24 protein-coding genes and 3 pseudogenes are annotated in these 26,526 nt (G+C 69.7%); 10 read left to right on the top strand and 17 right to left on the bottom strand.

Annotated elements, in window-relative coordinates:
- Positions 1 to 11 precede the first annotated feature (11 nt).
- On the bottom strand, positions 12 to 326 hold the full coding sequence (locus LE548_RS04830) for a hypothetical protein (protein WP_225095343.1): 315 nt from the start codon (positions 324 to 326) through the stop codon (positions 12 to 14).
- Between the two features lie 258 nt (positions 327 to 584).
- Between LE548_RS04830 and LE548_RS04825 the strand changes: the two genes are divergently transcribed.
- Positions 585 to 896, top strand: coding sequence for a hypothetical protein (locus LE548_RS04825; protein WP_225095447.1), 312 nt, complete (start codon positions 585 to 587; stop codon positions 894 to 896).
- Here LE548_RS04825 and LE548_RS04820 read toward each other — a convergent pair.
- Positions 805 to 1,089 (bottom strand): annotated as a pseudogene (locus tag LE548_RS04820) (IS5/IS1182 family transposase); the annotation flags it as partial. The gene LE548_RS04825 and the pseudogene LE548_RS04820 sit on opposite strands and share 92 nt — an antisense overlap.
- A gap of 110 nt (positions 1,090 to 1,199) precedes the next feature.
- Between LE548_RS04820 and LE548_RS04815 the strand changes: the two are divergent.
- Positions 1,200 to 2,446, top strand: a pseudogene (locus LE548_RS04815) (IS256 family transposase).
- 110 nt (positions 2,447 to 2,556) lie between these two features.
- Here LE548_RS04815 and LE548_RS04810 read toward each other — a convergent pair.
- Complete coding sequence (locus LE548_RS04810; protein ID WP_225095342.1) at positions 2,557 to 3,297, bottom strand: class I SAM-dependent methyltransferase; 741 nt, start codon at positions 3,295 to 3,297, stop codon at positions 2,557 to 2,559.
- Positions 3,298 to 3,397: 100 nt separating this feature from the next.
- Here LE548_RS04810 and LE548_RS04805 point away from each other — a divergent pair, with 100 nt between their 5' ends.
- The 7 genes and pseudogenes from LE548_RS04805 (at position 3,398) to LE548_RS04775 (ending at position 11,779) form a co-directional block, all read left to right on the top strand.
- Positions 3,398 to 4,210 (top strand): GNAT family N-acetyltransferase, encoded by an 813-nt coding sequence (locus LE548_RS04805; protein ID WP_225095341.1) that lies wholly within the window; start codon positions 3,398 to 3,400, stop codon positions 4,208 to 4,210.
- A complete protein-coding gene (locus tag LE548_RS04800; RefSeq protein ID WP_225095340.1) occupies positions 4,195 to 5,427 on the top strand; it encodes an acetyl-CoA carboxylase biotin carboxylase subunit family protein in 1,233 nt (410 codons plus the stop codon). The genes LE548_RS04805 and LE548_RS04800 overlap by 16 nt, the downstream gene beginning before the upstream one ends.
- A 179-nt stretch (positions 5,428 to 5,606) precedes the next feature.
- Entirely contained in the window at positions 5,607 to 6,263 is a 657-nt protein-coding gene (locus tag LE548_RS04795) for a GNAT family N-acetyltransferase (RefSeq protein WP_225095339.1), read from the top strand.
- 239 nt (positions 6,264 to 6,502) lie between these two features.
- Complete coding sequence (locus LE548_RS04790) at positions 6,503 to 7,201, top strand: hypothetical protein (RefSeq protein ID WP_308029853.1); 699 nt, start codon at positions 6,503 to 6,505, stop codon at positions 7,199 to 7,201.
- A 265-nt stretch (positions 7,202 to 7,466) separates the two neighbouring features.
- Complete coding sequence (locus tag LE548_RS04785) at positions 7,467 to 9,647, top strand: ATP-binding cassette domain-containing protein (protein WP_225095337.1); 2,181 nt, start codon at positions 7,467 to 7,469, stop codon at positions 9,645 to 9,647.
- A 360-nt stretch (positions 9,648 to 10,007) separates the two neighbouring features.
- A pseudogene (locus tag LE548_RS04780) lies at positions 10,008 to 10,801 on the top strand (alkaline phosphatase family protein); the annotation flags it as partial.
- A gap of 183 nt (positions 10,802 to 10,984) precedes the next feature.
- On the top strand, positions 10,985 to 11,779 hold the full coding sequence (locus LE548_RS04775; protein ID WP_308029889.1) for an SDR family NAD(P)-dependent oxidoreductase: 795 nt from the start codon (positions 10,985 to 10,987) through the stop codon (positions 11,777 to 11,779).
- Here the strand turns inward: LE548_RS04775 and LE548_RS04770 are convergent.
- From LE548_RS04770 to LE548_RS04760, 3 genes are read right to left on the bottom strand one after another with little or no spacing between them, the layout of a single operon-like run.
- Complete coding sequence (locus LE548_RS04770; protein ID WP_225095336.1) at positions 11,679 to 13,157, bottom strand: DHA2 family efflux MFS transporter permease subunit; 1,479 nt, start codon at positions 13,155 to 13,157, stop codon at positions 11,679 to 11,681. The two genes, LE548_RS04775 and LE548_RS04770, sit on opposite strands and share 101 nt — an antisense overlap.
- A 14-nt stretch (positions 13,158 to 13,171) precedes the next feature.
- Positions 13,172 to 13,990, bottom strand: coding sequence for an alpha/beta fold hydrolase (locus LE548_RS04765; RefSeq protein ID WP_225095335.1), 819 nt, complete (start codon positions 13,988 to 13,990; stop codon positions 13,172 to 13,174).
- A gap of 49 nt (positions 13,991 to 14,039) precedes the next feature.
- On the bottom strand, positions 14,040 to 14,498 hold the full coding sequence (locus LE548_RS04760; RefSeq protein ID WP_225095334.1) for a cupin domain-containing protein: 459 nt from the start codon (positions 14,496 to 14,498) through the stop codon (positions 14,040 to 14,042).
- 137 nt (positions 14,499 to 14,635) lie between these two features.
- Between LE548_RS04760 and LE548_RS04755 the strand changes: the two genes are divergently transcribed.
- Complete coding sequence (locus LE548_RS04755) at positions 14,636 to 15,250, top strand: TetR/AcrR family transcriptional regulator (RefSeq protein WP_225095333.1); 615 nt, start codon at positions 14,636 to 14,638, stop codon at positions 15,248 to 15,250.
- Positions 15,251 to 15,468: 218 nt separating this feature from the next.
- Here the strand turns inward: LE548_RS04755 and LE548_RS04750 are convergent, their stop codons facing one another.
- The 11 genes from LE548_RS04750 to LE548_RS04700 all read right to left on the bottom strand — a co-directional run bounded on the left by LE548_RS04750 (position 15,469) and on the right by LE548_RS04700 (position 26,453).
- Positions 15,469 to 16,221, bottom strand: coding sequence for a hypothetical protein (locus tag LE548_RS04750; protein ID WP_225095332.1), 753 nt, complete (start codon positions 16,219 to 16,221; stop codon positions 15,469 to 15,471).
- Positions 16,222 to 16,255: 34 nt separating this feature from the next.
- On the bottom strand, positions 16,256 to 16,768 hold the full coding sequence (locus tag LE548_RS04745; protein ID WP_225095331.1) for a hypothetical protein: 513 nt from the start codon (positions 16,766 to 16,768) through the stop codon (positions 16,256 to 16,258).
- On the bottom strand, positions 16,741 to 18,015 hold the full coding sequence (locus tag LE548_RS04740; protein ID WP_225095330.1) for an MCE family protein: 1,275 nt from the start codon (positions 18,013 to 18,015) through the stop codon (positions 16,741 to 16,743). Before LE548_RS04740 ends, LE548_RS04745 begins: the two co-directional genes overlap by 28 nt.
- Positions 18,012 to 19,304, bottom strand: coding sequence for an MCE family protein (locus tag LE548_RS04735; protein WP_225095329.1), 1,293 nt, complete (start codon positions 19,302 to 19,304; stop codon positions 18,012 to 18,014). The genes LE548_RS04740 and LE548_RS04735 overlap by 4 nt, the downstream gene beginning before the upstream one ends.
- Positions 19,301 to 20,410 (bottom strand): MCE family protein, encoded by a 1,110-nt coding sequence (locus tag LE548_RS04730; protein WP_225095328.1) that lies wholly within the window; start codon positions 20,408 to 20,410, stop codon positions 19,301 to 19,303. The genes LE548_RS04735 and LE548_RS04730 overlap by 4 nt, the downstream gene beginning before the upstream one ends.
- Positions 20,407 to 21,417, bottom strand: coding sequence for an MCE family protein (locus LE548_RS04725; protein WP_374116024.1), 1,011 nt, complete (start codon positions 21,415 to 21,417; stop codon positions 20,407 to 20,409). The genes LE548_RS04730 and LE548_RS04725 overlap by 4 nt, the downstream gene beginning before the upstream one ends.
- Before the next feature lie 227 nt (positions 21,418 to 21,644).
- Positions 21,645 to 22,685 carry an MCE family protein gene (locus LE548_RS04720; RefSeq protein ID WP_225095327.1) on the bottom strand — a complete coding sequence of 347 codons (1,041 nt, stop codon included), beginning with the start codon at positions 22,683 to 22,685 and terminating at the stop codon, positions 21,645 to 21,647.
- Positions 22,682 to 23,938 (bottom strand): MCE family protein, encoded by a 1,257-nt coding sequence (locus LE548_RS04715; protein WP_225095326.1) that lies wholly within the window; start codon positions 23,936 to 23,938, stop codon positions 22,682 to 22,684. The genes LE548_RS04720 and LE548_RS04715 overlap by 4 nt, the downstream gene beginning before the upstream one ends.
- 11 nt (positions 23,939 to 23,949) lie before the next feature.
- On the bottom strand, positions 23,950 to 24,753 hold the full coding sequence (locus LE548_RS04710; RefSeq protein WP_225095325.1) for an ABC transporter permease: 804 nt from the start codon (positions 24,751 to 24,753) through the stop codon (positions 23,950 to 23,952).
- Positions 24,754 to 24,756: 3 nt separating this feature from the next.
- Positions 24,757 to 25,527: an ABC transporter permease gene (locus tag LE548_RS04705; RefSeq protein WP_225095324.1), complete on the bottom strand. Its 771-nt coding sequence runs from the start codon at positions 25,525 to 25,527 to the stop codon at positions 24,757 to 24,759.
- Positions 25,524 to 26,453 (bottom strand): ABC transporter ATP-binding protein, encoded by a 930-nt coding sequence (locus tag LE548_RS04700; protein ID WP_225095323.1) that lies wholly within the window; start codon positions 26,451 to 26,453, stop codon positions 25,524 to 25,526. The genes LE548_RS04705 and LE548_RS04700 overlap by 4 nt, the downstream gene beginning before the upstream one ends.
- Positions 26,454 to 26,526: the final 73 nt, after the last annotated feature.

Here is a 26,526-nt window from a genome sequence, read left to right as displayed (position 1 = left end):
CCCGGGTGCCTTCACGGGCCCCAGTGCCGGTAGGCCTCGATCCACTCGGCCCCCTCGGGCGCCGGATCCGGCAACGGAAGGTCGAGAATGCCGATCGCCTGCCGGTGCGTGCCGCGCGTGCAGACCGCCACGATCTGGCTGCCGGGCAGCAGGTCCACCTTCTTCACGGTGACCTCGACCCCGAGAACGACCGTCTTGAACGGAACAGCCAGCTGCTCTGCGAGCATCGTGAAAAGGCCCGTGAGCTGCTCCTCGCCGTCGTAGGCGTCAACGGTGGCCTGCTCGACCAGCTCATCGAGTTCCGCATCGCTCAGCTGTCCGTCCACAGGGAACAAGGTACCGGCGGTGCCCGCAGATGCCCTCGCTCGGTCAACCGTCAGCCGCCCCACCCTGAGCCACGGCGGTCGTTCCTCCCGCCGCGAGGGTCGGCGTGCTGCCTGGTGGCGCGTACCGAGTCCTCAGCACCCACCGCGAGTTGGCGCCGAGAGGGCCGCCGACCGTGCGGAGCAGGTCAGGTGCGGGTTCCTCGTTCGCGAGACCGGCCGATGGCCGCTGTCCCCTGCCCTTTTGACAGGGGACCAGCCATGCAGAGCGCAGAAGTGCAGGCGCTCGCGAACGCAACTGCCCGCCACCTGCCTCAAGGGCACGGCGTCGCCAGAACCAACGCCCTGGGCAACATCTCAAGCATCATCGGCCTCTCCAACACCGGCGCATTCCGCACCACCACAGGCAGCTACACTGCCGGAACCGCGGTAATGGCCGTCTTCGGGTCAGGTCCGAAGCGACCACCCAGCCATCATCACTGTGGATTTTGGCGGTCGGTCCTCCCCGGGATCGGCCGAGGGCGTGATCATCCGGTTCGTCCGCTTGTTGCCGCCACCCCTTCCGGCCGGTGACGGCGGCGTGCTGGTGGGCGCGGACGACGGTGGAATCGAACGGGACCAGCCGGTCGATGTCGCCGGCCGCGTCGGCTCGGGCCTGGATCTGCTGCAGGGCTCGGGTGAACACACCGTCCAGGGCGTACCGGCGCAAGCGGGTGTACACCGTCTTCCATGGGCCGTAACGGGCCGGCAGGTCGCGGAGCAATGCTCAGGACTTGTGGATCGGCCTGACGGAAGGAGGCGTACCTTCCCGATGGATCGATCGATAGGTCATCGAGCAAGGCCGACGTTCGCAGCGTCGGTCGAGAAGGCACGCCCGTGCTTACGGTAGTCAACGAGGACGGCACCACGCCAAGCGGCAGCTCGCTGCTGGACGAAATCGTCCGTGAGGGCGCATGGCGGATGCTGGCTGCTGCGTTGGAAGCCGAAGTCAATGCCTACATCCCATGAACGGGACGATGAGGGGGCGGCTGGTGGTCCGCAACGGCTGCCACCAGCCCAGGAAGGGCACCACCGCGGCCGGGGGCGGTCGAGGTCAGGGCCCCGCGCGTCAATGACAAGCGCACCGACCCGGAGCCGGGTGAGCGCAAGTGGTTCTCCTCGGCGATCCTTCCACTCTGGGCCCGGAAGTCCCCGAAGATCAGCGAGGTGTTGCCCTTGCTCTACCTGCACGGCCTGTCCTCCGGCGACTTCGTACCCGCCCTGGAGCAGTTCCTCGGCAGCTCGGCCGGGCTCTCGCTGGCCACGGTCACCCGGCTGACCACTCAGTGGCAGGCCGATCACGCCGCCTTCATGGACCGCGATCTGTCCGCCACGGACTACGTCTATGTCTGGGCTGATGGCATCCACCTGCGCATACGCCTGGACGAGGCCAAGGCCGCCGTGCTCGTGGTCATGGGCGTGCGGGCCGACGGCACCAAAGAACTGATCGCCCTGAGCGACGGCTACCGCGAATCGTCCGAGGCGTGGGCCGGGTTGCTGCGTGACTGCGCCCGCCGGGGCATGCGCGCCCCGGTCCTGGCCGTCGGCGACGGCGCACTCGGTTTCTGGAAAGCCCTGGCCGAGGTGTTCCCTGACACCCGCCATCAGCGGTGCTGGGTGCACAAAACCGCAAACATTCTCGATTCCTTGCCGAAGTCGGCCCAGCCCGCGGCCAAGCGGGCGATCCAGGACATCTACAACGCCGAGGACAAGGGGCAAGCCCGCAAGGCCGTCGCCGCGTTCGCCCGGCAGTACGGCGCGAAGTACCCCAAGGCCGTCAAGAACATCACGGACGACGAGGACGAGCTGCTGGCATTCTTCGACTTCCCCGCCGAGCACTGGATCCACCTGCGCACCACGAACCCCATCTGGGTCGACCTTCGCCGCCGTGCGGCTGCGGACGAAGGTGATCAAGGGGGCCGGCAGCCGGGCGGCCGGGCTGGCCATGGTCTTCAAGCTGGTGGAATCCGCCCAGGCCCGCTGGCGGGCCGTCAACGCACCCCACCCTTGTCCCCCTTGTCCGTGCCGGAGCCCGCTTCGAACGCGGCCACCTCATCGAACGCCCCGAGACCCTCGCTGCATGAACAACCTCAACCAACATCACGGGATCGTCCATCACTTCCTGGGATGGGTCGGTCCACGCCAGTGGAGATATTCCGCCATACCTGAGCGTGAAGACAGGTCGCTCGCTTTGCTACAGGTCAGCTACGAGAAGCCGGTAGCCGATGTCGAGTGTTTCGCGGTCGAGCAGGTCGGCATGGCGTTCGTGCCACAGGCCCGAAGACAGGTCGTCGGATAGCCGGGCCAGGCCCGGGCGGAGGACCTCCTCACCGGTCTGGGCGAGCATCGAAATGCCGGCCCGCACCTGCGGGTCGAGGTATGCCTCGGGCCGACGCCAGAAAGCGGCGCCGAATCCGTCGGTGCAGTCATGCGGGATCGGGACCATGTCGATGCGTGCGCCTCCCAGCAGCGCAGCCAGCCGGTCGACTGCAACGGCCCGTGTGTCGTCGAACACGGCCGCCTCAGGCAGGTACTCGTCCACCAGCCAGAACCTGCGGAAGACGACCTGGTCCCAGGTGAAGACCACGACACGTCGGCGGGCGATCCTGAGCAGTTCCCCGATGCCAGCTTCCAAGTCGCTCCAGTGGTGAACCGTCAGGAGGGCCATCACCGCGTCGGCCGAGTCGTCGACGAGAGGGATCGACTCCGCGGATGCCTGCAAGGCCCGCGCAGACCCGGACGGACGTTGGGCGATCATCACTGAGCTGGGTTCAACAGCCAGTATCGTCTGCGGTGGTTCATATGAGCCGCTGCCGGCTCCCACGTTGATCACCGTGGCGGCATCGCCGAGCGCCTCGTGGATCTTGACGGCGATCCGGGGATCCGGTCGACGGGTGTAACTGTAGGTCGTACCGATGCTGTCATAAATCGCCACGACGAACAGTATGCCGCGTCACGAGCGTCCACCTGCCGCTGCCGTTGGGCTCGTCCACAGGTATTGACAATTACTCCCGGAAGGCGAGCGGGGCGAACTCGTGGCCGCCCTCGCGAACGAGGTCGGCAGGCTGGTGGCCGAGACCGGCCGGCCGGCTGTGGCGCAGTACGTCCGGGCCACCGCGACCGACACCGTCGCCGCGCTGCTGGGCCGCACGGCGGTCACCGTGGTGCCCGTCGGGCTCAACGCGGTGATCCGCCTGCCCGGCACAGGTTTCGACGACTACCTGCGGGCTCTCCCCGGCTCACGGGCCTCCCGGCGACGCAAGATCGGCTATGAGCGCCGCCGGTTCGAGGCGGCCGGATATCACGTCGGCTGCGAGAAGCTCCGCGACTGCTGGGACGAACTCGCCCCGCTGCTGGTGCAGTTACAGCACAAACACGGTCAGAGTGCCACCACGGAGTCCACCGCCCGCCTGGTTGTGTCCCAGGCCGAACACCTCGACGGCATCGTGTTCACCTGCCGACGCGACGGTGATCTGCTCGGCTTCTCCCTGGTCTACCCCTGGCACGATGCACTCCACGTACGCATGGCCGGCTTCGACTACCCGCGCCCGGCCGGAGCGTTCGAGTACTTCAACCTCACCACCTACCTGCCCATCGGCCACGCCTACCGGCACGGCCTGCGTGAGGTCCACCTCGGTGTGGAGAGTTACCGTGCCAAGCTCCTGCGCGGTGCCGTACTCGCCCCGACAATCACGCTGTTGGGGCCCGGAGCAGTCAACGACCCGGACGGGCTGCGGGCCGCGGCATGGCGAAGGGCCGCCACATGGGAGAACGAAATCCACGACACAACAGGGGCGTTCACCATCACCGGCGTGTTCAAGGAGGCCGGAGCATGTCCGAACGGCTGAAGTTGCTGGTGCTCGGCGCCGGCAACCAGCGTGAGCGGGCCTTTTACCGGGCCGCCGACGGGCTGGCGGTGACCCTGGTGGACGGCTTCTCCTACGCGCGCTACGACCATCTCGCCGAACAGTCGCTGCCCGAGGAGGTCCGGGACAGCGCCCGACCCGATCTGGACGCGCTGTGCGCCCTCGCCTCCCGGTACCACGGCGTCACCCCGCTCTCCGACGAGTGCCAGATCACCGCGGCCCTGGTCGCCGAGCGGCTCGGGCTGCCCACCGCCGGGGTGGACGCGGCACGGCTGGCGCGTGACAAACGGCGCCAACGCGAGGTGGCCGCCGAGCACGGCCTGCCGACCGTGGCCCACCACGCCGCCGGCGACCCGCACGAGATCGCCGAGTTCGTCACCGCACGAACGGGCCCGTGCGTGGTCAAGCCGGTGGACGCGGGAGGATCCGCCTCGGTGGCCCGCGTGACCGGCGCCGACGAGGCGCTCGCGGCCTGCGAGGCGATCCGCGCCCGCGGCCACGAGACGTTTCTGGCCAAAGAGTTCCTCACCGGCTCGGAGATCAGTTACGAGGCCGTCGTGCGCGACGGGCGCATCGCGCACTCCAGCGTCACGGAGAAGGACGTGATCGGGGACGACTGCTTCCTGGAACGCCGTCACCTGGTCGCAGCACCGGAGCGGGAAACCCCCGGTTCGGCCGGCGAACAGGCCCTGCGTGAGAACGTCCCCGCCCTGGCGGACGCCCTGGTCAAGGCCTTCGGGGTGATCGACGCGGTCATCCATCTGGAGGTCAAGCTCACCGACCGTGGTCCGGTGCCGGTCGAGATGGCGGTGCGTCCGGCCGGGGACTGCATTCCCGAACTCGTCGAACGCACCCATGGCCGGGACCTCTACCGGGAACTCGCGGCTCTGGCCACAGGACGTCAGACGCCGGCAGGAGAGCCGACGGGGGAGAATGCGGCGGTCGCCGGGGTGCGGTTCTCGCTGGGCACGGGCCGGGTCACCGGATACGCACGGCCCGCCGACGTCCTCCAGGGCCTGGAGACGGTACGCATCGCCGTGCAGAGCGGGCAAGTAGGCCGAACATACGCCGAGCCGGCGGGCAACTGGGACCGCGTCGGCTATGTGCTCGGCTGGGGTCCGTCCCGCTCCGTACTGGAACGGGAACTGGCCCTCGCCGCCGGCCGTCAGCTCTCCCTCACAGGCCTCAAGGAGCGGTGACAGCAGTGCCCCGGGACGCCGGTCCACGGCGGCCCGATCGCGGCGCGGGGCGCGAAACGGAGCCGAGGCGGCCTCGGGGCGGCCCCCGGCAAGCCGTCCGGATCCGGTCGTCATGCGACGAACACGCGTGGCACGGTGGCATGGTCGGACCCAGCATCAACCTGTCCGAGGAGACTGCGGTGACCGAGGTAGTCCTGCTGCGCAGCGGCAACCCTCGGCGGCTGACCGAGCCCGCGTGGCGCGGCACCGTCGAACTGTGCGCCAAGGCCGGCGTGCAGATCCTCACCCCGGTCACCGCGGTCCAGACCGTGCCCGGCGGCTGGGAGACGGAGGACAGCGGTGAGGGCGTCCAGATGGTCGACACGGCGCTGTACGCCGAACCCGCACCCGAAGCGGTACGGCTCGGGCCCGCCGACGTACCCGAGATCCTCGCCCTGATCGCCCTCACCCGGCCGGGCCCTTTCCTGCCCCGCACCGTCGAACTCGGCACCTACCTCGGCATCCGGGACCGGGGACGGCTGATCGCCCTGGCCGGCGAACGCCTCCGCCCGCCGGGCTGGACCGAGATCAGCGCCGTCTGCACCCACCCGGACCACCGCGGCCGGGGCCTGGCCACCCGGCTGGTCCGCGCGGTCGCGGCGGGCATCAGGGAACGCGGCGACACCCCTTTCCTCCACGCGGCCGCGAGCAACACCCACGCGATCCGGCTCTACGAGTCGATCGGGTTCACCCTGCGCCGCCGGACGCGGTTCGCGCTGGTGCGCACGCCGGACGGGCGGCCGGAAACGCAAGGCCGGAAGGAACAAGAGGCCGGACAGCCGGAAGACAAGGCATAGCCGTGCTGTTGGGCCTGCTCACGGGTGAGTGGCGCACCTTCGGGGCCCGCGAGCGCGAGGCAGACGAAGACCCCGGGCCGAAAGGGCGGAGGCGAGGCACATGCTGGGACTCGACCGGGCTCGCCGGCGTCGTTGTATGAGGTGTTCAGCACGAGGGGAACCCCGGTGAGTCGAGGCGGTCGCGGAGGGGCCTGTACCCGGTGCCTCCGCGACCGCGGAGCCCGGCGGCGCGAACTGACATGATGGTGGTCGTCGTTGACGCCTTCACGAGTGGAAGCCGATACATGCACACGTGGTCCAGTCTGCTCTCCCGCGTGCTCGGGGGGGGGCAGGATCTCACCGATGATCAGGTTCGGTGGGTCGTCGGGGAGATCATGACCGGCGCGGCGACCTCCGCGCAGATCGCCGCGATCGCGGTCGCGCTGCGCGGGAAGGGCGAGTCGCCGACGAAGGTCCGCGCGTTCGCCGACGCACTGCTGGACCGGTCGGCCCCAGTCCCGGTCGACGGCAAGGCCCTGGACATCGTGGGCACCGGCGGGGACCAGGCCCGTACCGTGAACGTGTCGACGATGGCCGCGATCACCGCCGCCGCATGCGGCCGGCTGGTCGTCAAGCACGGCAGCCGGGCGGCCTCCTCCGCGTGCGGCACGGCCGACGTGCTGGAACACCTCGGCGTCGCGACCGAGTTGGATGCCCAGGGCGTGGCCGAGGTGGCGCGCCGGGCCGGCATTTCCTTCTGCTTCGCGGCGCGCTTCCACCGCCCGCTCGCGCACGCCGCGCCCGCCCGGCGGGAGATCGCCATTCCGACGATCTTCGCCGGAACCGCCGCGATGGCCGTCTTCCTTGTCCTGTCCGCCGTCCGCGCTCTTACCGTCCGCCGCGCCGCCGCCAGGAGCGCGCAGCCGGCAACCCGGGGCCCGAGCAGCGTCTCCCGGTGACCTCGTAACCGATGGCCTGATGCGGCCATGCACAGCAACCGCTGTCCGGTTCCACCACCAGATTGCTCTGCACACGCTCATGCGTCGATGGCGGGGGGACGGTACGGACTGGGCACCTGAACGAACGGGCACATGTCCATTTTAGTGGAAGATTGCCGGATTGATGAAAGGTAAGACAAACCGTGAACTTGCCCCGATAGATGAAGGGTTACTCTGTCGGGCACAGGAAGGTCCCGGGGGCGGGCACGCACCCCGGTGGCGCGGTTTGACCTACGCGCGTCATGCACGCCTCAAAATGCCGCTGAACAGGACTGGCGCTCAGGGAATGACAGATAAGACGTTGTCGAACGCCGAGCAAGTCCTCAGAATAGGCCGCGCACCCGACAACGACCTCGTCGTGCCGGACCCCATGGTTTCCCAGTACCATGCGGTACTGGGAAAGTCGGTCGAGGGTGAGCCTGAAATAACGGACCTCAACAGCTCGAACGGCACGTATGTCAATGGTCATCAGGTTGTCCGGCACGTGCTCGGCCCGAGTGACATTGTCGCGATCGGTCATTCCAGGTTCCATCTGGCAGACGGTCGGCTGGTGCGCGCCGACAGGGGCACAGGTTCTTTCATCGCCAGGGACCTGACAGTCCGGGTGCGCCAGCGCAGCGAGACGAAGACCCTGCTCAACCAGGTCAGCCTCGACCTTCCCGAGAAGGCCCTTGTCGGCATCGTAGGCCCGTCGGGTTGCGGTAAGTCCACTCTGCTGCGGGCACTGACCGGCTATCAGCCCGCCGACGAGGGCGAGGTGCTCTACGACGGCCTCAACCTCTATACGCACTTCGCGGAACTCCGCCAGCGCGTGGCCCTCGTCCCACAGGACGATGTCCTTCATCCGCAGCTCACCGTGCGCAAAGCGCTGAGTTACGGAGCCAAACTGCGTTTCCCGCGCGACAGCGATGCCGCCACCCGTGAAGAGCGCGTCAAGGAGGTGCTGGAGGAACTGGGCCTCTCGCACCGTATGGATACCCGGATCACCGCGCTCTCCGGCGGTCAACGCAAACGTGTATCAGTCGCCATGGAACTGCTGACCAAACCCGCCCTGCTGTTGCTGGACGAACCGACCTCCGGCCTCGACCCTGGTCTGGACCGGCAGGTCATGCAGATGCTGCGGGGTCTCGCGGACGGTGGCCGCCGCGTTGCCGTGGTCACGCACAGCATCGCCAACCTACATCTGTGTGACCGTCTGTTGGTCCTGGCCCCTGGTGGCCGTACCGCGTATTTCGGCCCGTCGCAGTACGCGTTGGAGTTCTTCGGGTACGACGACTGGGCGGATGTCTTCCAGGCCTTCGACCTTCATCCCGACCGGGACTGGACGGCCCGCTATCACACATCGATTCACTACCGCACGTACACCACGGTCACGGAGGAGGTGGCGGCCCAGCGCACCGACCCACCCGCCGATGGAACGCAGCCCGAGAAGCCCGGCGCGGAGGGTTTGAAGAAACACAGGAAGCAGAGGAAACGGCCGAAGGCGGGCGGCGGGCTGCGGGAATTCGCCGGTGCAGAATCGGTTCGTCCGCCGAGCTGGCGCTCCCAGTTCACCACCCTGATGCGTCGCAACTTGTCGGTCATCGCAGCAGACCGAGGCCATGCGGGTCTGCTGCTCGCGCTGCCGCTGATCATGGGGGTGCTCAGCGTGACGGTGCCCGCCCAGTACGGCTTCATGGCCGCCACACAGACCTGCGCGAAACTGGCGTCCTGCGCTCCGAACTACAACGTCGACGCCCAGCCCGTACTGCTGGTGCTGGCAGTGGGTGCCTGTCTGACCGGTACCGCGAACTCAGTGCGCGAGCTGGTCCAGGAACGCGTCGTCTACCAGCGGGAACGCGCCATAGGGCTGGCCCGGTCCGCCTACGTCCTGTCAAAGGTGATGGTCCTGGGGCTGATCACCGCAGTACAGGGATTCGTGGTGGTCGCGATCGGACTGGCCGGCCGTCGACTGCCGCAGGTGGGAGTGGTGACCACACCGTCCGAGATCGAGCTGGTACTGGCGGTAGTGCTGCTCTCCACCACCTCGATGATGCTCGGCCTGATCATCTCCGCCCTGGTGCGCACTGCCGAGAAGACGATGCCCCTGCTGGTGCTCGCCACAGTCGTTCAGGTGATGTTCAGCGGTGCGGTCTTCCCGCTCTTCAATCAGGTGGGTCTGAATCAGCTCTCCTGGCTCGTCCCCTCCCGCTGGGCGGTCGCCGCGCAGGCGGCCACCATCAACCTGAGCCGGATCGGTCCACCCGCGGACGACAAGCACCCCCACTCCGCCGACCCGCTCTGGGTCCACACCGCCCACCAGTGGTGGCTGGATGCAGGGGTGCTGGAAGGCTTGGGGCTGGTTGGCATCATCGTGGTACTGGTGCTCCTCCGGCGCCACGAGCCGCCGGTCATGCGCCGCGGCTGACGCCAATACCTTCGAAGGGCGGTTTCGGTGCCGGAACGCCGTGTGCTTCCGCCGGACCTTCGTCGAGCAGATACCGGGCCTCACCAGTTCGTCGGTGATGTGTTCGGGGGGCCGGCCAGCTGCAAGACCGAGGGGGCGCGGGCTGGGTGGCCCGAGGCCCACCCAGCCGCTCCGGCGGCCACGCATTCCGGCCCACCGCGCGCTGTTCCGACGCGCGACCCCGGAAGGCGCAGGCGCCCCCGCCTGCTGAATTCGGCTGGACGCACATGGATGACGGCCGCTGCGGCACGCCCTCTTGTGCGCGGGAAACGAAGTGGTGTGTGCTGGCGCGCGTTCCCGATCTTCCGTGGAGGGGTGACCATGGCTGGGCTGTCCCGTCGCAGGCTCCTCGGCTCCGCGCTGGGCGTCGGTGGGCTCGCCGCCGCGTCCTTGCTCCCGCCCAACCTGCAGCGCGCCATGGCCGACACGGCCCACCGGGCGGTATCGCCCCACGGCATCGAGCATGTCGTGATCCTCATGCAGGAGAAACGATCGCTCGATCACCATTTCCGCACCATGCGCGGGGTACGGGGTTTCGACGACCCGGACGCGGCCATCCTGCCGACCGGCAGACCGGTGTTCTACCAACCGGACCCGGAGAACCCGGACGGCTACCTGCGCCGTTCCACCTCGACACCAGGACCACCAGCTCGCAGGCCATCCCGTCCACCAGACACGCCTGGTCGGTGCAGCAGGAGGCCTGGAACAACGGCCGGACGGACAACTGGGTGTCGGCGCACCGCAAGGCGGACGGCGAGGCCAATGGCCCGTTCACCATGGGCTACTACGAGCGCGCCGACATCCCCTTGCAATTCGCGCTCGCCGAGTCCTTCACCCTTTGCGACGCCTACCACTGCTCGCTGCTCGGCCCCACCTGGCCCAACCGGCTCTACCACTGGACCGGCATCATCGACCCGAACGGCCTTGCCGGCGGGCCGGTCATCAGCAACGTCATCCCCGAGCCGTGCCGCTGGACCGCCTACCCCGAGCGGCTCACCGAGGCGGGCGTGTCCTGGCACGTCTACCAGGAGGAGGACGACTACGGCTGCAACCCACTGGAGTTCTTCCAGCAGTACCAGGACGCCGAACCCGGCGACCCGCTCGCGGCGACCGGCGAGTTCGGTGACGACCCAGAAGGTCCCGCCGGGTGCCAGGACCTTTCGGACGCGGTCGAGGAAGGCCGGCTTGTCGTCCATCCACCGATAGACCAGGCGGCAGGTGACGACCGCGTACGCGCGGTCCGGCAGGGCGTGGACGGACAAGGTGAACGATGCTGTTTCCCGTTTCCTTTCCCACGGATGCGAGGGCGCACGAGTCCGATCCCTCGGCGTGTGCACGCGGATCACGGAGCTCGAAGGTCTGCAAGGACGCGTCCAGCGGGAGCCCAAGGCCCATGTGAGGAGCGACGTACGCGGAATGCCTCCGTCCTGAGAGGGATGAGAAGCGAACCGCCACGGTGGACGACGCGGCCGAGCCAAACCTTGGCGTACGGCGACAGTCTCAGCGGTAGAGCTTCCCCTGCGCCACCACGACCGTATCGTCAGCCGTCAACTCACCCCTCGGACACTCCTTACCTTGTAACGATACGGAATCGAGGGCCTCGACCTGACGGTCGCGGTCCTCGTTGCGTTGTCGTAGGTGATCGTGATGCCCAGGGCTTCGTAGAGGGGCTCTTTCTTCTCGGCGTCCAAGACAAGGTGGCCATCATCACCGGAGCTGGACGGGGCATTGGCGCTGCGGCGGCGGTGGCGCTCGCCGAAGCGGGTGCCGACGTCGTGATCACCTCTCGCACAGAGGCCGATCTGGCCGAGGTGGCCGCGAAGATCGAGGAGACCGGACGCAGGGCCCGCATCGTGCCTGCCGACCTCAGCGCCCCGGAGGCTGCCGCAGCCCTGGCGGATGCCGCCGTGAAGACCTTCGGACGGCTCGACGTCGTCGTCAACAATGTCGGTGGCACCAACCCGCGCCCGCTGCTGGAGACCAATCACCCGACTACTTCGAAGAATCCTTCCGGTTCAACGTGTCGAACGCGCACGCCCTCACCACCGCAGCGGCGCCCATCTCCGCCGTGGCGCGCGGCGGGCTGGGTTTGAGTTGGGCGGCGACGCGTTCGGCGGTGGTGGTGGCCCAGCGGCCGGTGGTGATGGTGCCCAGTGCCAGGATGGCCGCTCCGCACCCGGTGATGATCCACCAGGCCGCAGGTCGCGCCCCGGAGGCGACGGCGGAGCCGATCACCGCGATGCCGAGCGAGGAGCCGACCTGACGGCTCGTGGCCGCGACCGCGGCGGCGACCCCGGCCTGGGCGCGCGGCATGCCGGACACCGCCGTGTAGGTGATCGGGGCGTTGACGAAGCCGAAGCCGAGACCGAACAGCGCGTACGCCACGTCCAGCAGGATGTCCGAGGGGTGGGCGGAGCGGGTGGCGGCGACGGCCAGTACACCGCTGGCGGCGATGCCGGCCCCCGCGAGCAACAGGGCGATCCGCGGACCGCGGCTCTCCACGATCCGGCCGGACAGCGGCGGGCACACCAGGGACAGGACCGCCATCGGCAGCAGGTGCAGCCCGGCGCCCAGGGCACTCAGTCCCACCACCCGTTGCAGATAGAGGGCGTTGGCGAACAGGAAGCCGCCGAGCGAGCCGAAGGCGAGGACCGCTGTCGCGGTGGCCCCACTGAAAGGTGCGCTGCGGAAGAGCCTTGGCTCGATCAGCGGTTCGGCGCGCCGGTTCTCGTACGGTACGAAGGCGGCGAGCGTGCCCGCTGCCACGATCAGGCAGGCCAGGATCGGCGGCGCGGTCCAGCCCTCACCGGGCGCTTCGATGATGGCGTACGTCAGCGTGCCGAGCAGGGCGATCACCAGCAGCTGGCCCACGGGGTCGGCGCGTCGGGCCGCCGGCGCGCGGGACTCCGGGACGAACCGTGCGGCGAGCGTCAGCGCGGCCAGCCCGATCGGTACGTTCAGCCAGAACACCGACCGCCATCCGGCCGACTCCACCAGTACGCCACCCAGAACCGGCCCGGCCGCCATGCTCAGGCCGACCACTGAGCCCCAGACGCCGATGGCCCGTGCGCGCTCCCGTGGTGCGGTGAAGGTGTTGACGAGGATGGCCATGGCGACGGGGGTGAGCATGCTGCCGCCCACCGCCTGCACCATACGGAAGACGACGAGCCAGCCCGTCGTGGGCGCCAGACTGCACAGGGCCGATCCACCGGTGAACAGCACGAGACCGAGCTGGAAGACGCGCCGCCGCCCGACGCGGTCGGCGGTGGCACCGGCCAGGGTCAGCAGCGAGGCCAGGGCGATGGTGTACGCGTCGAGCGTCCACTGCAGGCCGGAGACGGACGAGTTCAGGGACCGCTGCATCGAGGGGAGCGCGACGTTGAGGATGGTGACGTCGAGGCTGACCAGCAGCACGCTCAGGCAGCAGACGGCCAGGACGGGGGCGCGCCGCCCCGGTACGGGATCGGGCACGTGGGCTCCCGTGTTCAGTCGGTGGGCCGATGGGTGGTGTGGGCGGCGGCGAAGTCCCAGACGGAGAGAAGAAGTTGCTCCGGGGTCTCGATCTGGGGCATGTGACCGGTGCGGGGGAGGAGTGCGAACCCGGCGCCGGGGATGGCGGCGGCGTACGCACGTCCGTACTCGGTGTCGACGACCTGGTCGCTCTCGCCCCACGCGACGAGGACGGGGCACGTGACCTTGGCCAGGCGCTCGCGCAGGGCGGGGTCGGCCATGGCGTGCGGGCCCGAATAGACCTGCAGCGCAGCCCGGTTGGTGGCCGCGACGGCGCGCTGCGCGTCGGAGAATGTGCTGGGGTCGATGCGGAACCTCTCGACGTCGTGGAAGGAGAGAGCGGACAGTTCGGCGGGCGTCAGGGTGAAGGGGTCGGCGACCGGGTGGCCTGGGACCTGGAGGCCGGCGGCGTTGACGAGGACGACGCCGCTGATCCGGTCACTGCCGAGCAGGGCGATCTCGGCGGCGATCCAGCCGCCTATGGAGTTGCCGACGACGGTGACGTCCTCCAGGTCGAGTTCGTCCAGCAGTCGTACGTAGACCTGGGCGAGGGTGGGCACGTCGGTGAGCCAGTCGGGCCGGGCGGTGCCACCGAAGCCGGGGTGGACCGGGGTGACGACCCGGGCCGGCCGCTGTTCGGCGAGGAGCGCGGCGAATCCCGTGACGGTCTGCGGACCGCCGCCGCCGTGCAGGAGCAGGAAGGGGTGACCGCTGCCCCGCTCGTCGACGGTGAAGCTCAGGTCGACGTCGCCGGAGTCGAGGGTGAGGGTGAACGTGCGGGTGGTGCCGGTCATGGAAGTCTCCAAGTCGATTGCTGGCGGCGGGGGTTCTCGACGCGGGCCGTCACGCGTAGTCGGTCGCCGGCACGGTGGCGTACCGGCTCATCACCTGGACGGTCGCCTGCGGGGTCAGCTCCCGGCCGGCGGCGATCATGTCCCGCAGGTCGCGGAAGTACTGCACATACAGGTCGGGCGTGAAGGTGTTGAGCATCACCGCCGGCTCGTCGCCGAGGTTGGCGAAGGTGTGCGGGGCACCGGGCGGGATCATCGCGAGGGTGCCGGCCGGCGCGACGTGGGTCGTCTCCCCGACGGTGAAGTGCACGGTGCCGGAGACCACGTAGAAGCCCTCGTCGTGCTGGGCGTGGCGGTGCTGCGGGGGGCCTTCGGTGTGCGGGGCGAGGGTGATCTCACCGATGCCGAGACGGTGCCCGGTGGTGCTGCCGTCCTCAAGAATGCGGATCTGTGCCGGCCCCAGACGGATCGTCTCGCCGTCGTCCGGGCCGACCACGGAAACCTTGGTCATCGCCATCTCCTTCGTGAGAGTCGGCTCTCACGAAGGAGATTAGAGGGTGATGTATCGTTATGCAAGTGGACTCTCACGACGAGAGTAGCCAGTGATAAGGTGACGGCGGATGGACGGACACGAAAGGGGACTCACCGGTGGCGACGACGCAGACGGACACCGGCCGCAGCAATCAGAAGAAGCGCACGCGTACGGCGATCGTCGAAGCCGCCCGTGAACTCATCGGCACGGGAGACGAGGTGACCATGCCCGCGATCGCGCGCGCTGCCCTGGTTTCCGAGGCCACCGCCTACCGCTACTTCCCCGACCTCCCCTCGCTGATCAGCGAGGCCCTGGCCGGCGCCTGGCCGCCCCCCGTCGAGGCGCTCGCGCCGGTCGCGGACTCCACCGATCCCGTCGAACGGGTCGCCTTCGCCTGTGAATTCCTGTTGCGCGGCGTACTGCTGCGGCAGGGAGCGGTGCGCGCCATGATCGCGGCCACCGTCACCCGCCCCGAGGCGGCGACCGCCAGGCCGGGTATCCGGTTCGGGCTGATCGACCTCGCGCTCCTCCCCCTGGAGGACACGCTGGGGGTGACGGATCCGCAAGCCCTCGCCCAGCTCAAGCGGGACCTCGCCGTGGTCGTCAGCGCGGAAGCCCTCTTCTCCCTCACCGACCTGTGCGGCCTCGGCCCCGACGACGCCGTCGCCAGCGCGGTACACACGGCGACCACACTGACCGAAGCCGCGCAGCGGAGGATCACGCGAGGCTGAGCCGAGCGCGGAGGTCTCCGAAGCGTTCCACGGCCATGCCCGAGCTGCCTTCGTCGGCGGGTTCCGCGGGCTTCGAGTCAGCTGATGGTGATCCTTTCTGCCTGGGGTGTATTCGTGGTCAGGGTTCTGGTCGCGGGGTCGTAGGTCAGGGAGACCTCCTGGCCGCGGAGGGGGGAGATCGCCTGTGCGGCCGGACCTGCCCGAATGCGTATGCCGGGTCAGAGGGCGTCGACGCCGCTCACCTTCCAGCCGTCGGAGGTGTGCGTGAGCGTCAGTCGCACTCGGTTCAGGTCCAGCCGGGGCTCCGGGACCTGGGTGCTCTGGGTGACCTGGTTGACGAAGAGCAGGACGACGGCCTTGTCCGGTGTGGCCGACACGACGGACGCAGCAGGGGTGCCGCCGTCGGAGGGTGTGGCCACGGTCGCCTTCACCACGGCGTGGTACGTCGTCGCTGTCGGCGCGACCAACGTCTTGGTCGTCCTGCCGTACTGGTCGCGGAAGTGCCCGGTGAGCAGGGCGCGGGCCCGGGCGAAGTCCCGGTCCAGGTGCCGGTAGTCGTACGACAGCACGACCGGTGCCGCCTTCCGCGCGGCCGCGAGGGCCTCGCCCCGGGCCTGCTCGGCCTGCCGCCCCTGCCGGTACTGCCACCCGAGGACGGCGGCCACGACCAGGGCCGTCACGAGGACGAGGACCGGCACCGCGGTGAGCACGCTCCGGCCGGCCCTGCGCGAGGGCGCGCTCTCCTCCGGCTCATCCTCGAAGGACTCGGACTCGGACTCGGACTCGGGCTCCGACGCGAGTTCCGGCGGGTCGTCCCGGACGTCCGCCGGGGACTCGACGAGCAGGGTCCGCCCGGGGACGGCTTCCTTTTCCCCGCGGGCGGCGCGCTTGGCCGCCGCGCGGGCGGCCGCGGTCATGGTGCGGCGGGCCGGGGAGCCGGTGCCGCGGGTGCGGGAGGTCGGGTTCGCCACGGTGTCTCTCCTCATTGACGGCCTCACAGTCGGGTCAGCCCACGAACGTGACATCGGAGGTCAGCCAGCGGCCGGCCACGTGCACGAGGTCGAGCTGGAGCCGGTAGGTGCGCGCTTGGCCCTCGGGCGCCGCGGTGTTGGTCACCTTGCTGTCGGCCACGACCAGGACGCGGGCCGAGCGCGCGTCGGACCGCACGATGCCCGCTTCCAGGACCTGCCCCTCGGACACCGACCTGTTCTGGGCGACGAGCTTCGTCAGCTGCGCGGTCTGCGCGGCGAACTGCTTCTTGAAGTCGCCGGTTGCGCCCTCCAGCACGGTGCGGCTGTCCCGGTCGTAGTGCCGGTAGTCGAGCGAGGTGAAGTTCAGCGCCGACTGGCGGGCCGCCGCCAGGATGTCCTGACGGCGCTGCTGCGCCGCGCGCTGGTCGGCCAGCTTCAGGCCCAGCCAGACACACAGCACGGCCGTCAGCACGGTCGCGGCGACGAGCCCCGCCGACAGCAGCCTCGCCCGGCCCCCTGTCATGCCATCGGTCCCACGAGCAGCCATTGCCACGACTCCTTTCCGAACACGGTCTGTTCGCCGCCCGTCGAGCCGAGCTCGACGGGCGTGCCGTCCGGGCCGGTCACGGTGCCGGTCTCCGGGTCGTACGGGGCCACGAACGCGGCCTGGCCGGCGCTGTACCGACCGGTGGCCGGGCCGGGTGCGTTCTGGGCACCGCGGACCGAGGTCTTGCTGCCGCGCGGTGCCGTGCAGCGCGCGCCGGTGTTCGCCGGGCGCGCGGCAGTGTCGGTGGGGTCGCGCCGCTGGGTGCCGTAGCCCTGGGTGCACGCGGGCGGGTCGTCGGCGTTCACGGTCAGCCCGAAGTGGGTGGTGCCGTCGCCGGGGACGACCGTGTAGCTGCCCGCGACCGTGAGCGGGAGCGTGACCAGGGCCTGTTCGACGCCGGGCAGCCGGGCCAGGGTGACCTGGCCGCCGCTGATGAGATTGGCCAGCAGGACCGGTACGTGCGGCCGGGTGGACCTCAGCAGGGAGTCCAACTGCTGGGCGGCGGGCGCGGTGTTGCCGATCAGCCTGCGCAGATCGCCGTCGCTCGACTTCAGCTGCTCGGTGAGCGTGGCCAGGTCGCGGGAGAACGACGTGATGGCCGAGCCCTCGTCGGCCTGTGTCTTGAGCACCTTGCGCGAGTCCTCGATCAGCGAGACCGTCTGGGGGAGCGACTGGGATGCCGACTCCACCAGCGCGTTGCCGGAGTCCACCAGCCGGCTCAGGTTCGGTCCGGTGCCGGCGAAGGCCTTGCCCAACTCGTCCACGGTGACCCGCAGATCGTCCTTGCCGACCGAGTTGACCAGCCGGTCGAGGCTGAGGACCAGGTCGGTGACCGGCAGCGGGGTCCGGGTACGGCTGCGCGGGATCGGGCTGCCGTCCATGAGGTACGGCCCGCCGGCCCGCCGTGGCTGGAGGTCGACGTACTGCTCGCCCACCGCCGAACGGTCGGCGACCACCGCGAGCGTGTCGGCCGGGATCCTCGGGGCGCCGTCCTCGATCTTCAGCGCCACCGAGACCCCGGACCCGGTCAGCTGCAGATCGCCCACGCGGCCCACCGGCACGCCCCGGTAGGTGACCTCGGCGCCGGGGAAGACGCCCCCGGACTCGGCGAAGTCGGCGCGCACGGTGTACCCGCGGTGCAGGACGTCGTCCACGAGGCCCGTGTACCGGGCGCCGACGTACGACACCCCGAGGGCGGTGACGGTCGCGAAGGCGAGCAGCTGGGCCCTGACCGTACGTGTGATCACGGCATGATCCCCTTCAGCATCAGCTCGGCGAGGCCGAGATCGATCCCGGGCGGGAGGCGATGCGAGCCGCCCCCGGTGCTGTAGGCCGCGGTGCACACAGGCGGGCACAGCAGGGTGCTGCCGTCGGAGGGCGTCGAGGGCACGGCGGGTGCGGACGGCACGGGGGGCACGGACGGGGTGCCCGGCAGGGACGGGACGGTGGGCAGAGGGGTGGGAGTGGGGAGGCCGGGAAGGTGCGGGGTCCCGGGGGCCGGGGGCTTCCCGGCCGTGCCCCCTTTGCCCGGCTTGCCGGTGACGTTGCCGTACAGGTCCGCCAGGTCGAGATCGGCGGTGATCTTCAGGTTGACGTAGTCACCCTTGATGGCATCCGTCGCGTTGCGCGGGAACGGGTAAGTGGTGAGGATCTCCAGGGAGTTGGGCAGGTCGTCGCCCGCCTGGTTCAGCTCCTGCAGGATGGGCTGGAGGCTCTTCAGGTCGGCGACGGTGTCGTCGTGGGAGGCGTTGACCACTCTGGTGCCGGTCTTGCCGAGGTCGGCCAGGGCGGTGAGCATCTTCGTCAGGTCCTTGCGCTGGTCGGCGAGGGCCTTCAGGGCGGGCGGCATGGTGTCGACGGCCAGGGCGATCGTCTTCTTCTCGTTCTTCAGCCGCTTCGCCAGCCGGTCGACGCCCTTGAGTGCGCGCACGATCTCCGCGCGCTGGTCGTCGAGGCCGCCGAGGAACGTGTCGAGCTGTTTCAGCAGGGCCCTGACCCGGTCCTCGCGGCCGCTGAGGGCCTTGTTCAGCTCGACGGTGATCGTCTTCAGCTGGGCCACCCCGCCGCCGTTGAGCAGCGCGGACAGGGCCGACAGCACCTCCTCGACCTCCGGGTTGCGGCCGCTGCGGGACAGTGGGATGAGGTCGCCGTCGTGGAGCCGTCCGACGGGCGCGGTGCCGGCCGGCGCGGACAGGGCGACGTACTTCTCGCCGAGCATGCTCGTCTGCCTCAGGTCGGCGACCGCGTTGCCGGGCAGCTTCACCGAGTCGGCGATGCGCAGCCGTACCCGCGCGTGCCAGCCGTCCAGTTCCACCTTCTCGACCGCGCCCACGGTGACGTCGTCGACCTTGACCGCCGACTGCGGCACCAGGTCCAGGACGTCCCGGAACTCGACGGTGACGTGGTAGGCGTGGCCGTCCGAGGCGGCGCCGCCGGGGAGCGGGACGTCGTACCAGCCGTTGAACTCGCAGCCCGTCAGCAGCAGCGAGCCGATCGCCGTCCAGGCGGCCACCCGCCCCGAGCGCTTCACGTTCATGCCGGTGCCCCCAGGATTCCGCCGAGGGTCTTGTCGACCGTGCCCGTCGACGCCGGGGCCGACGGCACCTCGGGCAGGGAGTCGAAGAGCTTCTTCAGCCCGGCGCAGTTGTCGTGGTCGTCGCCGGTCGTCTTCAGGATCGAGCAGAGCAGCGATGACGGATCCTGCGGGACTTGCGCGTTGTTGCGGGTGTCGAGGGTGCCGGCAGTGGGGTTGTAGGCGTTCTGCAGGTTCGACAGGCCCGTGGGGGTGACGGCCAACAGCTCCTGAAGTGCGGCCCGTTGGGTGACGAGGACCTTGGTGACCTTGGCCAGGCCCTGCACGTCCGAGGTCAGCGCCTTCTTGTTGCCCTTCACGAAGCCGGCCACGTCACCGAGTGCGGCGGCCAGATACTTCAGCGCGGCGGCGAGATCCTTGCGTTCCCCGGCCAGCTGCCCGGCCACGCGGGCGAGGTCGGTGTCGAACGACCGCACGCCGGCGTCGTCCGCCGCCAGCGCGGCCGTGAACACCTGAAGGTTCCGTACGGTTCCGAACAGGTCGCCGCGCCCGTCGGACAGCGTGGTGACCGCCTGGGACAGGTCGTCCACCGTCTGGTTGAGGTTCTGGCCCTGCCCCCGGAGGTTGTCCGCGCTCACCCCGAGCAGCCGGGACAGCGAGCCCTGCTTGTTGGCGCCGTTCGGGCCGAGCGCTTCGGCAGTGGTGTGCAGGCTGTCGAAGATCCGGTCCAGCTCGACGGGGACGGCCGTACGGGACTCGGGGATGACGTCTCCGTCCCGCAGGACCGCGCCCTTGCGGTACACCGGCAGCAGTTGCACGTAACGGTCGCTGACCACCGAGGAGTTGACGATGGCGGCCTGTGCGTCCGCGGGGACCTTGCGCCCCCGGTCGTACTCCAGCTCCACCCGGACCCGGTCGCCCTCCGGGGTGATCTTCCCGACCTCGCCGATGCGGACGCCGAGGACGCGGACGTCGGAGCCGGGGTAGATGCCGACGGTGCGTGGGAAGTACGCCGTGACGCGGACGGGGCCGGGGCCCGGCCAGAGGACGACGGCGAGGCCGGCGAGAACCGCGAGCGCGGTGAACAGGGCCAGGAGTCTGCGGGTCATCGGGTGCCTCCCGTCCGGGGCGTGACCGGGGCGGCGACCAGGTTCTGGACGTAGGAGTCGAACCAGCGGCCGTTTCCGAGGGTGTTGGTGAAGAGCCGCACGTAGGGGGCGAGGAGCTGGACGCTGCGGTCGAGGCTCGCCTGGTTGCGTTCGAGCATCTTCAGGAAGGTGTCGAGGTTCTTCAGTGCGGGCCCGATCTCCTTGCTGTTGTCGGCGACCAGGCCGGACAGCTCGATGCCCAGCAGCGCGGAACTCTTGAGCAGCGTGTGGATCGCCGCACGCCGGTCGTCGATCTCCTTGAACAGCGCGTCACCGTCCTTCACCAGCGCGGAGAAGTCCTCGGTGTGACCGGCCAGCACCTTGGTGACCCCGTTCGCATGGTCGAGGAGCCCGCGCAGCGCCCGGTCACGGGCGGCGACGGTCCGGGAGATCCGTGACAGTCCCTTGATCGACGCCCGCACCTCCGCGGGGGAGTCCTGGAAGGTGAGGGAGATCGTGTCCAGCGCCTTCGCCAGCCGGTCCGTGTGGACCGCCTCGGTGGTGGTCGTCAGGTCGCTGAAGGCCTGGACGACGTCGTACGCCGACACGGTCCGGCCGAGCGGGATCTCGCTGCCCGGCTTCAACTGGCCGGGCCCCTTCGGGTACAGGGCCAGGTACTTCGCGCCGAGGATCGTCTTGACGCGGATCGCCGCGCCCGTGTCGGTGCCGAACCCGGGCCGGCCCTTCACCTTGAAGGTGACCTTGACGTGGTCGCCGTCCAGGCCGACGCCCTCGACCTTGCCGACCTTGACCCCGGCGATCCGTACCTCGTCGCCCGGCTTGAGTCCGCCGGCCTCGGAGAAGGCAGCGCTGTAGGCGGTGCCGCCGCCGATCAGCGGCAGGCTGTCGGCGTTGAAGGCGGCGAACGTGAGCAGCGCGAGGACGGTGAGGCCGACGGCGCCCACGACGACCGGGTTCCGCTCGCGGAAGGGCTTCAGGCGCGGCCGCTTCAGCCGGATCCTGGGCAGCTTCGGCGGCAGGACCCGCACCTTGACCAAGGGCTGGGGGCGGGGCTTGCGCTTGGGCAGCAGCCGGGGGAGTCTCGGCAGCTTCGGTGGCAGGACGCGCACCTTGACCAAGGGCTCGGGGCGGGGCTTGCGCTTGGGCAGCAGCCGGGGGAGTCTCGGCAGCCTCGGCGGCAGGACCCGTACCTTCACCAGCGGCTCGGGACGGCGCTGCCGTGGGACACGCAGTCTCATGCGCCACACCTCGCCCGCGCCACGTGCAGGTCCGGGGTGATCACCTGCTTGGTCTTCGGCAGCACGATCCGGCCGTCGAAGTCGCAGAGATAGAAGTTGAACCAGGAGCCGTACGACGCCGTCCCGGTCAGCGCGTTGAGCTTGTTCGGCAGCCGTTGCAGGACGCCCTCCACGGTGTGCTCGTTCTTGTTCAGCGTTCCGGTGAGATCGCCGAGCCCGGCGATGTCGTCCTTCAGCGGCGGACGCGCGTCCTTCAGCAGCCCCGAGGTGACGTCGGTGAGGTCGCCGATGCTCACCAGCGACTCCCCGATGGGCCTACGGTCGGCCGACAGGCCCGAGATCACCCGGCGCAACTGCGTAAGCAGGTCCGAGAAGCGGGAGCCGCGCTTGTCGAGCGTGTCCAGGACGGTGTTGAGGTTGTCGACCACCGAGCCGATCAGCTGGTCGCGGTCGGCGAGGGTGGTGGTGAGCGAGGCCGTGTGCGCGAGGAGGCTGTTCACTGTGCCGCCCTCGCCCTGGAGGGTCTGGACGATCTCGGTGGCGAGCTGGTTGACGTCGCTCGGGCTGAGCGCGGCGAACAGCGGCTTGAAGCCGTTCAGCAGGGCGTTGAGGTCCAGCGCCGGCTGGGTCCGGGACAGCGGGATGGTGCCGCCCGGCCGCAGCCGGGCGGTGATGTCGCCGGGGCCCTCGGTGAGCGCGATGTACCGCTGCCCGACCAGGTTGCGGTAGCGGACGACCGCGTGGGTCCCCGCGAGCAGCGGCCGGTCCGCGCTGACGGTGAACGTGACCTCCGCCAGGGTCCGGTCCTTGACCCGGATGCCCTCGACCTCTCCCACCCGCACGCCGGCCACGCGGATGTCGTCGCCGGTCTCAAGGCCGGTGACGTCGGTGAACACGGCGTGGTAGGTGTCCTTCGGGGTGAAGGAGATGTTGACGATGGTGGCGGCGAGCAGCGCCGTCGCCGCGATCGTGACCAGTGCGAAGAGGCTGAACTTGACCAGCGGGGCGGCGGTCTGCCGGGCTCCTGACCTGCTCATGCGACACTCGCCGCCGTTCCGCGCGCGAGCGGACCGAACAGCAGGGTCGCGACGGGCGGCACCTGGTCGGCGGGGACGCCCATGACGGGGGCCACCAGCGAGCCGACGGCCCGCTGCTCGGCCCGGGTGGCGGACACGTCGACACCTCCGGGGAGTGCGCCGCCGGAACCTCCGGCCGACGTACCGTCGTCGAGATGGGGTTTCGGGCCGGGCACCTGAGGATGCGGCAGGCCACGGCAGTCGGGGCCGGACCGCTCGCCGTACACCGGCTCCTCACCGGGCCGGTACGCCCCTTGCGGCCGGACGACTTCGAGGGTGATCCGCATCTCGCCGCCCCGGAACGCGTCCTCCGAGGCCTTCTCCTGCCGGACCAGTCCCGTGAGCAGGCACGGGTACTCGGGGGAATAGCGGGCGAACAGCTCCAGCGTGGGGCGGGAGACCCGGCCCAGGGTGATCAGCCGGTCGCCGTTGTCGGACAGGAAGCCGTTCGCCGTGTCCGCCACGGAAGCGGTCGAGCGGAGCGCGGCGGCCAGCTGGTCCTTCTTGTCGACGATCGTGCGGCTGGTGGTGACCGTGTTGCGCAGGATCCGCATCAGGTCGGGCGCGGCGTCGCCGTACACCTCGGCGACGTCCGCGAACCGCGCGATGTCCTCCTTGAGGGAGGGCAGGTGCGGGTTGAGGCGGCGCAGATAGTCCTCGACCCGGGTGAGGTTGTCACCGATCCGGTCGCCGCGGCCCTCCAGCGCCGTGGCGAACGCCGAGAGCGTGGCGTCGAGCTCACCCGGCTGGACCGTGCGCAGCAGCGGCAGCAGGTCGTTCATCAGCTGCTGCACCTCGATGCCGGCCTTCGTGCGGTCCTGGGTGATGACGTCTCCAGCGCGGATGGGCCGAGCCGACGACCGCGCAGAGTCCGGGGCCGGGACCAGGTCGACGTACTTCTCGCCGAACAGCGTCTTGGGCAGCAGGCGGGCGTGCACGTCCGAGGGGATGTACGGGACGTACCGGGGATCGAGCGCGATGTCGAGCGTGGCCTTCGTGCCGTCCGCGTGCACCGCGCGCACCTCGCCGACCAGCAGCCCGCGCAGCTTGACGTCGGCGCGTGGATCGAGCTGGTTGCCGAGGGTGCCGGCCTGAAGGGTGATGGGCACGACGGACGTGAACGCCTGCTGGTAGACGGCCACCGCGAGCGACAGCAGCAGCGCGAGCACGGCGAGGAAGGCGATGCCGTACAGCCTGAGTCTCATTCTGTGCATGCGCACCGCTCTCACCCCGCTATCCGTACGGTCGTGGTGGCGCCCCAGATCGCGAGGCTCAGGAAGAAGTCCAGGACGTTGATGGCGACGATCGAGGTCCGCACCGCACGGCCCACCGCGACGCCGACGCCCGCCGGGCCGCCGCTCGCGTGGTAGCCGTAGTAGCAGTGCACCAGGATGATCAGCACGGCGAAGACGATCACCTTGCCGAACGACCAGAACACGTCGACGGGCGGCAGGTACTGGTGGAAGTAGTGGTCGTAGGTGCCCGTCGACTGCCCGTAGTAGCCGGTGGTGATGGTGCGGGCGGCCAGGTACGAGGACAGCAGCCCGATCACGTACAGCGGGATCACCGCGACGAAGCCGGCGATCATCCTCGTCGTCACCAGGAAGGGCAGTGACGGGACGCCCATCACCTCCAGCGCGTCGGTCTCCTCGCTGATCCGCATCGCACCGAGCTGCGCGGTGAACCCGGCGCCGACCGTCGCGGACAGGGCGAGCCCGGCCACCAGCGGGGCGATCTCCCGGGTGTTGAAGTACGCCGACAGGAACGCCACGAAGTTGGAGGTGCCGAGCTGGTTGAGGGCCGCGTAGCCCTGGAGGCCGACCTCGGTGCCGGTGAAGAAGGACAGGAACGCGATCACGCCGACCGTGCCGCCGACGACGGCGAGCGCGCCGCGCCCGAAGCTCACCTCGGCGAGCAGCCGCAGGATCTCCTTCTTGTAGCGGCGCAGGGTGCGGCCGGTCCACGCGAGCGAGCGGCCGTAGAAGGAGAGTTGGGTGCCCAGTTGCTCCAGGCGTTTCAGCAGCGCCATGCCTCAGCCCCTCTGCGGGACGACTTGGAAGTACACCGCGGTCATCACGAAGTTCGTCACGAACAGCAACATGAAGGTGATCACGACCGACTGGTTCACGGCGTCGCCCACGCCCTTCGGACCGCCCTGCGCCGTGAGGCCCTTGTACGAGGCGACGATCGCCGCGATCGCCCCGAACACCAGCGCCTTGATCTCGGCCGCCCACAGGTCGGAGAGCTGCGCGAGCGTGGTGAAGGAGGCGAGGTAGGCACCGGGAGTGCCGTTCTGCAGGACGACGTTGAAGAAGTAGCCGCCCGCCACGCCGACCACCGACACCAGGCCGTTGAGCAGCACCGCCACCACCATCGACGCCAGCACGCGCGGTACGACGAGCCGGTGGATGGGGTCGATGCCGAGCACCTGTATCGCGTCGATCTCGTCCCGGATCTTGCGCGCCCCGAGGTCCGCACAGATCGCCGTGCCGCCCGCGCCCGCGATCAGCAGCGCGGTGACGATCGGCGAGGCCTCGCGCAGCACCGCGAGCACGGACGCGGCACCGGAGAAGGACTGCGCGCCCAACTGCCGGGTCAGGCTGCCGATCTGCAGCGCGATGACCGCCCCGAAGGGGATCGAGACCAGCGCCGTCGGCAGAATGGTGACGCTTGCGACGAACCACGCCTGCTGGATGAACTCCCGTGCCTGGAAGGGCCGTCGGGGCAGGGTCCGGACGACGTCCAGCGCCATCGCGAAGAGGTTGCCCGAGTGCCGGAGCGCACCCGTCGGGGAGAGCCTCATGCGCTGCTCACCCCCGTCCCGTGCAGCTCCGCCTCGCGTCTCGCGATCGCCTCCCAGCGGGGCGGGCGGGTGATGCCGGGGCCGGGCAGCAGGCGGGGAGTCAGGTCCCGGACGCGTGGACCCTCGTCGATCTGGGCCAGCTCCTGCTCGACCAGGGCCGCGTCCTTCTCCTCCGCCATGCCGATCGGCCCCTGCATCCGGCCGTTCAGGAACTGCCGTACGACGGGCTCGTCACTGGTCAGCAGCTCCTCGCGGGGCCCGAACAGCACCAGCTCGCGCCGGAACAGCAGCCCGATGTTGTCCGGGACCTGGCGGGCCGAGGCGATGTCGTGGGTGACGATCAGGAAGGTCGCGTCGATCTGTGCGTTGAGGTCGACGATGAGCTGGTTGAGGTAGGCCACGCGGACCGGGTCCAGGCCCGAGTCCGGCTCGTCGAACAGGATGATCTCCGGGTCGAGGACCAGGGCGCGGGCGAGCCCGGCACGCTTGCGCATACCGCCGGAGATCTCGCCGGGCAGCTTCTCCTCGGCGCCGATCAGCCCGACCATGTCCATCTTCTCCAGCACGATGCGCCGGATCTCGCTCTCGGACTTGCGGGTGTGCTCGCGCAGCGGGAAGGCGATGTTGTCGTACAAGTTCATCGAGCCGAACAGCGCGCCGTCCTGGAACAGCACGCCGAACAGCTTCCGCACCTCGTACAGGTCGTGCTCACGGAGCCTGGTGATGTCCCGGCCCTGGATCGTGATGGAGCCGCGCTCCGGCTTCAGCAGCCCCACGAGCGTCTTGAGGAACACCGACTTGCCCGTCCCCGAGGGGCCGAGCATCACCGAGACCTCCCCGGCGGGCAGCGTCAGCGAGACGTCCTGCCAGATGACCTGGTGGCCGAAGGACTTGGTCAGCCCTTCCACACAGATCTCGACACCCATCCGGTTCCACCCTTCGCCCGTGGAGCAGCTCCGACATCTGCTCTACGGGGAGGAGCGGGGCGTCCGTCGCGGC

It is taken from the genome of Streptomyces sp. CoH27 (genome assembly GCF_020181035.1).
GTDB lineage: Bacteria > Actinomycetota > Actinomycetes > Streptomycetales > Streptomycetaceae > Streptomyces > Streptomyces camelliae.
Note: the sequence above shows the minus strand (reverse complement) of the source record. Positions and strands in the feature narration are given on the sequence as shown.

Bases quoted from the DNA above. Each gene is read 5' to 3' on its own strand.
- LE548_RS04730 (WP_225095328.1), bottom strand. From the start codon at position 20,410: ATGACCCGCAGACTCCTGGCCCTGTTCACCGCGCTCGCGGTTCTCGCC.
- LE548_RS04745 (WP_225095331.1), bottom strand. From the start codon at position 16,768: ATGGCTGCTCGTGGGACCGATGGCATGACAGGGGGCCGGGCGAGGCTG.
- LE548_RS04715 (WP_225095326.1), bottom strand. From the start codon at position 23,938: ATGCACAGAATGAGACTCAGGCTGTACGGCATCGCCTTCCTCGCCGTG.
- LE548_RS04720 (WP_225095327.1), bottom strand. From the start codon at position 22,685: ATGAGCAGGTCAGGAGCCCGGCAGACCGCCGCCCCGCTGGTCAAGTTC.
- LE548_RS04775 (WP_308029889.1), top strand. From the start codon at position 10,985: ATGCGAGGGCGCACGAGTCCGATCCCTCGGCGTGTGCACGCGGATCAC.
- LE548_RS04700 (WP_225095323.1), bottom strand. From the start codon at position 26,453: ATGGGTGTCGAGATCTGTGTGGAAGGGCTGACCAAGTCCTTCGGCCAC.
- LE548_RS04760 (WP_225095334.1), bottom strand. From the start codon at position 14,498: ATGACCAAGGTTTCCGTGGTCGGCCCGGACGACGGCGAGACGATCCGT.
- LE548_RS04710 (WP_225095325.1), bottom strand. From the start codon at position 24,753: ATGGCGCTGCTGAAACGCCTGGAGCAACTGGGCACCCAACTCTCCTTC.
- LE548_RS04800 (WP_225095340.1), top strand. From the start codon at position 4,195: ATGTCCGAACGGCTGAAGTTGCTGGTGCTCGGCGCCGGCAACCAGCGT.
- LE548_RS04765 (WP_225095335.1), bottom strand. From the start codon at position 13,990: ATGACCGGCACCACCCGCACGTTCACCCTCACCCTCGACTCCGGCGAC.
- LE548_RS04735 (WP_225095329.1), bottom strand. From the start codon at position 19,304: ATGAACGTGAAGCGCTCGGGGCGGGTGGCCGCCTGGACGGCGATCGGC.
- LE548_RS04790 (WP_308029853.1), top strand. From the start codon at position 6,503: ATGATGGTGGTCGTCGTTGACGCCTTCACGAGTGGAAGCCGATACATG.
- LE548_RS04825 (WP_225095447.1), top strand. From the start codon at position 585: ATGCAGAGCGCAGAAGTGCAGGCGCTCGCGAACGCAACTGCCCGCCAC.
- LE548_RS04705 (WP_225095324.1), bottom strand. From the start codon at position 25,527: ATGAGGCTCTCCCCGACGGGTGCGCTCCGGCACTCGGGCAACCTCTTC.